The sequence below is a fragment of the Romboutsia sp. 13368 genome (genome assembly GCF_018336475.1).
Taxonomy (GTDB): Bacteria; Bacillota; Clostridia; order Peptostreptococcales; family Peptostreptococcaceae; genus Romboutsia.
Genome location: NZ_CP048741.1, coordinates 872336 through 879663 on the forward strand (window position 1 = coordinate 872336; position 7328 = coordinate 879663).

The following is a 7328-nucleotide window of genomic DNA, read 5'->3' on the forward strand; positions in this document are numbered from 1 at the left end:
ACTAATAAAATACACTTAGATATTTTGTATCTAAGAATAAGTATTAAGTTCATATTGAGACACCTTTTTTAATTACTAGGAATTTATGCTATGCNAAAAATATTGGTAATTTTTGTATGAAAGTAAAAATGACATTTTGAGCAACGGATGTATACTAAATGCTTCGCCGACACGTCGCTCAAGCGAAGCGAATTTTTTATAATTGAAAGATGGTGATATATTGGTATTTAGTAGTATAACATTTTTATTTTATTTCTTACCCTTAGTTTTATTTTGTTACTATTTAWTTTCTTTTAATACAATATATAGTATTAAAGAATAAAAAAATAAAATAAAAACACAATATATTGTGTCAAAGTAAATRGGTAGGGTATATAATAATATAAGCAATTTGACAAAAAAGATGATATGAGGTGTTTTTATGACAAAACTTGAGAAAAGAGATGGCAGTTATGAAGTTTTTGACAGAAACAAGATAATAAATGCTGTTTACAAATCAACTATAAAKAGTAAATATGGAATAGATAAAAATTTAGGCAAAAAAATAGCTGATGAAATAGAGAATATGATAAAAGAAGAAAAGATAAAACTTACAGTTGAAGATATACAAGATGCTGTTGAAGTTTTACTAATGGAATCTAATAGAAAGGATGTAGCTAAAAAATACATTTTATATAGAGAAAAAAGATCAGAAGTTAGAAATAATAAATGGCAAATGGATGAACTTCAAAAATCTATTTGGGCAAATAAATATCAATACAATAATGAAAGTTTTAATGAATGGATAGAAAGAGTATCTGGAGGAAATAAAAAGATAGCAAAATTAATAAGAGATAAAAAATTCTTATTCGCAGGTAGAATACTTGCAAATAGAGGTTTACCTAAATATGGCATAAAAGTAACCTATTCAAATTGCTATGTACTACAGCCACCTATGGATAACTTAGAAAGTATCTTTAATACAGCAAAATATTTAGCTAGAACTTTCAGTTATGGTGGTGGAGTAGGAATTGATATATCAAATTTAAGACCTAAGGGAGCATTAGTTAATAACGCTGCAAAAACTACAACAGGTGCAGTATCCTTTATGGACTTATACTCTATGACAACAGGTCTTATTGGACAAAGAGGAAGACGTGGAGCTTTAATGATATGTATGGATGTWAGTCATCCTGATATAGAAGAATTTATAGATGTAAAAACTGATTTGGAAAAAGTAACTAAGGCAAACATATCAGTTAAAATAAATGATGAGTTTATGCAAGCTGTTTTAAATAAAGCTATGTATGAATGTAAATTTAAAGTAGAAGCAACTGGAGAAGAAATTGTAAAAGAAGTTGATGCTTATAAGTTATTTATGAAGCTTATAGTTAACAACTGGGACTATGCAGAACCTGGAATACTATTTTGGGACAATATAGAAAAGAATCATATGCTAAGTGAAGATAGTAAATTTAAATATGCAGGWGTTAATCCTTGTGCAGAGGAACCACTACCAGCAGGAGGAAGTTGTTTACTTGGTTCTATAAATCTATCAGAGTTTGTAGTTGAACCATTTACAGAGTTTGCAGTATTTGATAGAACTAAATTTAGAGAATGTGTAAGAGATTGTGTAGTTGGTTTAAATGAAGTATTAGAAGAAGGATTACCACTTCATCCTCTTACTCAACAAAGAGAAAGCGTATCAAAATATAGACAAATAGGTCTAGGAGTTATGGGTATTGCAGATATGCTTATAAAACTTAATATAAGATATGGGTCTGATGAGTCTATCAGTTTATGTGAAGAATTATCTAACATAATGTTAAATGAAGCAGTAACTCAATCAGCACTTCTTTCAAAAGAGTATGGTCCTTATGAAAAATACAATGAAGAAGCTATATTTAAATCAAAATTCTTCATAAATAATGTAAGTGAGGATGTAAAAGAATTAGTAAGAAAATATGGACTTAGAAATTCACAACTTCTTACTATACCACCAACAGGTTCTATATCTACAATGCTTGGTGTAAGTGGAGGAATAGAGCCTATGTTTAACCTATCATACTTTAGAAAAACAGTAAGTCTTCATAATGAAGATGTATTCTATAAAGTATATACACCTATAGTAAAAGAGTATATGGATATAAATGAAATAACTGATGAAGATAAATTAGGAGATATATTTGTAACAGCTATGAATTTAAACCCAGAAGAAAGAATTAAAATGCAAAGTGCATGGCAAAAATATATAGATGCATCTATTTCATCAACAATAAACCTACCTTATGAAGCAACTGTTGAAGATGTTTATAATATATATATGTCTGCTTGGAAAAACAAACTAAAAGGAATAACTATATACAGAGATGGATGYAAAAGAAGTGGAATTTTAGTAAATGAAAACCCTAAAGAACATAAAAAAGATAACTCTTATGAAGAAGTAAAAAAGGAAAATACAAATAATTCAGATACAGAAGAGTTTATATGTCCAGAGTGTGGTAATAAAACAGTAATACCTACTGGTGGATGTGGAATATGTCTTCAATGTGGACATAGTAAATGTAATTAAAAGTTTATAGCATTAAAAATTAGCCTAGGAAAATCCTAGGCTTTTTTATAGTTTTCGTAAGTAATAGCATCAGTATTTTTATCTAATGCTAATTTATCTCTAAAATATGATARYCTTAGTAAATGGGCTAAAAGGTAGTTTGCTGATAGTCCAATAAACACTCCAGTTATTAKAMTATATTTACATAAATTACAAACAATATTTATGATAAATCAATTTTATAGGAGGTATAATATGAAAGCTAATAAAATATTATTAACAGGGATAGCATTATCTTTATCATTATCACTAGTAGCATGTAGCAACAATAACAACAACAAAGGAACTACACCAACGCAAGATAATGCTACAGCACAGCAAAATAATGCTGCTACTACTACGCCTACTGATTACACAAGTCAATACGCTAACTTTTATGATGCGAATTTAAGTAATTTAGGTATGTATAGAATGTATGAAACACCAGAAACTGCAACAGAATACTACAAAACTAACAAATATCCAGGTAATAAACAATATGTAGAAGATTTAAGAGCAGCATACCAGGATTCTAGAGATAAAATACAAACATTTGTTAATGATTTAAAAAATGATGCAAAAACAGATGACCAGCAAATATCAGATATGAATCAACAATTAATATCTGAAGGAGAAAGAACTATATCAGATATAGATGCTAGATTAAAAAAATTAGACAACTTACCTGATGATATATATGATAAAGGTCAAGATGATTTTATAAGATCAGTTGACGAAGCTACAAGACCAGATAATAACAATCAATCTGAATCTCAATTTAATAATTTATTACAACAAATGAACAATATGTTAGGAATAGATACTGGAAACGGTAATAATACAAATTCTGGAACACAAAACAACRATACGAATAGTGGAAATGGAAATAATAATGCAAATACTGGAAACGGAAATAATAAGTGTGCTACTATAAAAATATAAAAGAAAACGATTTACTAAAAATAAATACTATGGCTAAGAGATGAGAGAGCCTTCTATACAGTGTATAGGGGGGACTCTCTATTTTTTTGAAAAAATGACATTTTGAGCAACGGATATATCCGAAGAGTTAGCGAGGATATATAATTGGCGATATGAAGTGTTTCGCCGACACGTCGCTCAAGCGAAGCGAATTTTTTAATTAATAAATATTTTACATAGGATTTAATTTAGGAAAAGCTTAGGGGGRTAAAAATATGTATGATATAGCAGTAATAGGAGCAGGTATAAGCGGAAGTGCTATAGCTAGAKACATTATAATATAATTTAAAAACATAAACTTGATAGGGGGAAAAGTCAATTTATGAATAAGTTAAAAATTACAGAAACAGCATTAAGAGATGGGCATCAATCATTAATTGCTACAAGATTAAAGACTGATGAAATAATACCAATACTTGAAACTATGGACCAAGTTGGATATTATGCAATGGAAGTTTGGGGAGGAGCTACATTTGATGCATGTATTCGTTTTTTAAATGAAGATCCATGGGAAAGACTAAGACTTATAAGAAAGCATGTTAAAAATACTAAACTTCAAATGCTTTTAAGAGGTCAAAACTTATTAGGATACAGAAATTATGCAGATGATACTGTAGAAAAATTCGTAGAGTTATCTATAAAAAATGGTATAGATATAATAAGAGTATTTGATGCATTAAATGATGTAAGAAACTTAGAAGCTTCAGTTAAAGCTATAAAAAAATATAATGGCCATTGTCAATGTGCAATATCATACACTACAAGTCCTATACACACACCGGAATATTACTTAGACTTAGTAAAAACTATGGAATCTATGGGAGCAGATTCTATATGTATAAAAGATATGGCAGGGGTTTTAACTCCATATAAAGCATATGATCTTGTCAAACGTATAAAAGAAATTACCGACATTCCTATAGAACTACATACTCACTGTACTAGTGGAATAGCAGATATGATATATATGAAAGCTGTTGAAGCTGGAGTTGATATAATAGACACAGCTATATCACCATTTAGTGGAGGAACAAGCCAACCACCAACAGAATCTTTAGCAATAACATTTGCTGAAATGGAAAGAAACCCAGGTCTAGATACAGAAAAATTACTAGAAGTTGCAGAATACTTTAAACCAATAAGAGACAAATATATGGCAGATGGTATATTAAATCCAAAAGTATTATTAACAGAACCTCAAACATTAAAATATCAAGTACCAGGAGGTATGTTATCGAACCTTTTATCACAATTAAAACAACAAAATTCTGAAGAAAAATATGAAGATGTCTTAAAAGAAGTTCCAAGAGTCAGACAAGATTTAGGATATCCTCCACTAGTTACTCCAATGAGTCAAATGGTAGGAACACAAGCTTTATTTAATGTATTAACAGGGGAGAGATATAAATTAATTCCAAAAGAAATAAAAGACTATGTAAGAGGTAATTATGGTAAGTCTCCAGGACCTATAAGTGATGAAATGAGACATAAAATAATAGGTGATGAAGAAGTAATAACTGTAAGACCTGCAGATTTAATAGAGCCTGAGTTTGAAAAAATGAAAATAGAAGCTGGATCTTTAGCTAAAAATGATGAAGACGTATTGGCAGTTGCATTATTCCCACAAGTTGCTCCTAAGTTTTTGGAAAATAAATATAATAAAACAGAAGTTAAAAAAGAAGATGATAATAAGATTAAATTTATAAATGTAACTATGTAGAAAATAGGTGATAATATGGGTGAAAATTTAAGTTTAATGCAAGCTTTATATATAACAGTATCAAGTATGCTAATGGTATTTTTAATACTATTATTAATATCAGGTGTACTTAGTTTATTTAAGTATATATTTAAAAATGAAAATGAGGTAAAAACACCACCAATTAATAATAGATGCAACGGTAGTATTGAACATATAGAAGACAATGATGTAGATAGTTTTGATATTGATGAAGAAGAAAAAATAGTAGTAGCACTTGCTGCATCTATAATGCTAGGAGATGGTATACCTAATCCAAATCTTCATATAAAGAAAATAACAAGAATTTCATAGGAATTTAGATAATTATATTAATATAGTTATATCTTAAATAAATAATAAAAATTAAAAAAAGGTTAAATAGGGGGATTTAAAAATGAGTTCTAAAACATATCATATAAAATTAAATGGAAAAGTATACGAAGTTGAAATAGAAGAAGTAAAAGCAGGACAAAAAGTAGAGCCAACATCTAAAGTAGAGACAAAATCAGAACCTAAAGCACAAGTACAAAAGCCAAAAGCTACAGGTGGAGAATCTATAAATGCTCCAATGCCAGGAACAATAACAAACATATTAGTAAGTAATGGTCAAAGCGTTAAAAAAGGTCAAGTACTAGCTATACTTGAAGCTATGAAAATGGAAAATGAAATAGTAGCACCAAGAGATGGCCAAGTAACAAATATAGCTGTAGATAAAGGTCAAAATGTAAATCCAGGTGAAGTATTATTAGAAATGGCTTAATGTATTTTAAGGGGGATGTTACTATGGGAGATATGATAAGCAATTTCATATTAGATTCAGGTTTTGCTAATATGGGAATTAAAAGTATAATAATGATATTAATAGCTTGCGTATTTTTATATTTAGCTATAAAAAAAGGATACGAACCATATTTATTAATACCAATTTCAGTTGGTATGTTGCTTGCAAATATGCCAGGAGTAGACTTAATGAAACCTCCAACTGATGGTGAAATAGGTGGACTTTTATATTATYTATAYCAAGGTGTTAAGTTAGGCATTTTCCCACCATTAATATNNNTATGTATAGGTGCWAGTACAGACTTTGGTCCRATGATTGCAAATCCTAAAACTATGTTACTTGGAGCAGCRGCTCAATTTGGTATATTCTTTGCATTTTTAGGAGCAATATTACTTGGATTTAATGGTTTAGAAGCTGCTTCAATAGGTATAATAGGGGGAGCAGATGGTCCAACTGCAATACAACTTACATCAAAACTAGCACCACATATGCTAGGAACTATAGCACTTGCGGCATATTCATATATGGCCTTAGTTCCAGTTATACAACCACCAATAATAAGAGCCTTAACAACTAAGGAAGAAAGAGAAATAAAAATGGAACAATTAAGACCAGTTTCTAAAACTGAAAAAATAGTATTTCCTATAGTTACTATGATAATAGTTATAGGACTATTGCCTACAGCAGCACCACTTATAGGAATGCTTATGTTTGGTAACTTACTAAAAGAAAGTGGAGTAGTTCCAAAGTTAGTTGAAACAGCACAAAATTCATTAATGTATATAGTAACAATATTTTTAGGTCTTACAGTAGGGGCTACTGCTAATGCAGAGACGTTTTTAACAGTTCAAACTTTAGGAGTTACAGCTATGGGTCTTGTAGCATTTTCTGTAGGTACTGCATCAGGAGTATTATTTGGAAAACTTATGTGTAAATTAACTGGTGGTAAAGTCAATCCAATGATAGGTGCAGCAGGAGTTTCTGCAGTTCCTATGGCAGCAAGAGTTGTTCAAAAGGTTGGGCAAGAAGAAAATCCATCAAAYTTYTTACTTATGCATGCAATGGGGCCAAATGTTTCTGGTGTTATAGGTTCTGCAGTAGTTGCAGGAATACTTTTAAAATTCTTTAGTTAAAATAAAAGCTATCCTTTTAGGGTAGCTTTTTTATTTTTTAGGGTTTAGGTTATAATAGTTCATATAGCATTTATTAGAGGTGATAATTTGGACAAGAAWTTTTTTWATAATGATGGACTTTAT

6 protein-coding genes are annotated in these 7328 nt (G+C 29.7%); all 6 read left to right on the forward strand.

Annotation, left to right across the window (positions count from 1 at the left end; translation table 11 throughout):
* Positions 1–421 precede the first annotated feature (421 nt).
* The 6 genes from G3997_RS03520 (at position 422) to G3997_RS03545 (ending at position 7205) form a co-directional block, all read left to right on the forward strand.
* The gene (locus tag G3997_RS03520) at positions 422–2551 is read left to right on the forward strand and encodes an adenosylcobalamin-dependent ribonucleoside-diphosphate reductase (protein ID WP_296648184.1); all 2130 of its coding nucleotides are present in this window, start codon (positions 422–424) and stop codon (positions 2549–2551) included.
* Positions 2552–2785: 234 nt separating this feature from the next.
* The gene (locus tag G3997_RS03525) at positions 2786–3511 is read left to right on the forward strand and encodes a hypothetical protein (RefSeq protein WP_296648186.1); all 726 of its coding nucleotides are present in this window, start codon (positions 2786–2788) and stop codon (positions 3509–3511) included.
* Positions 3512–3872: 361 nt separating this feature from the next.
* Positions 3873–5270 (forward strand): oxaloacetate decarboxylase subunit alpha, encoded by a 1398-nt coding sequence (locus G3997_RS03530; protein ID WP_296648187.1) that lies wholly within the window; start codon positions 3873–3875, stop codon positions 5268–5270.
* 15 nt (positions 5271–5285) lie between these two features.
* Positions 5286–5603, forward strand: coding sequence for an OadG family protein (locus G3997_RS03535; RefSeq protein ID WP_296648190.1), 318 nt, complete (start codon positions 5286–5288; stop codon positions 5601–5603).
* 82 nt (positions 5604–5685) lie between these two features.
* The gene (locus tag G3997_RS03540; RefSeq protein WP_296648194.1) at positions 5686–6051 is read left to right on the forward strand and encodes a biotin/lipoyl-containing protein; all 366 of its coding nucleotides are present in this window, start codon (positions 5686–5688) and stop codon (positions 6049–6051) included.
* 92 nt (positions 6052–6143) lie between these two features.
* On the forward strand, positions 6144–7205 hold the full coding sequence (locus G3997_RS03545; RefSeq protein WP_442971235.1) for a sodium ion-translocating decarboxylase subunit beta: 1062 nt from the start codon (positions 6144–6146) through the stop codon (positions 7203–7205).
* Positions 7206–7328 lie beyond the last annotated feature (123 nt).

Bases quoted from the DNA above. Each gene is read 5' to 3' on its own strand.
- G3997_RS03530 (WP_296648187.1), top strand. From the start codon at position 3,873: ATGAATAAGTTAAAAATTACAGAAACAGCATTAAGAGATGGGCATCAA.
- G3997_RS03535 (WP_296648190.1), top strand. From the start codon at position 5,286: ATGGGTGAAAATTTAAGTTTAATGCAAGCTTTATATATAACAGTATCA.
- G3997_RS03540 (WP_296648194.1), top strand. From the start codon at position 5,686: ATGAGTTCTAAAACATATCATATAAAATTAAATGGAAAAGTATACGAA.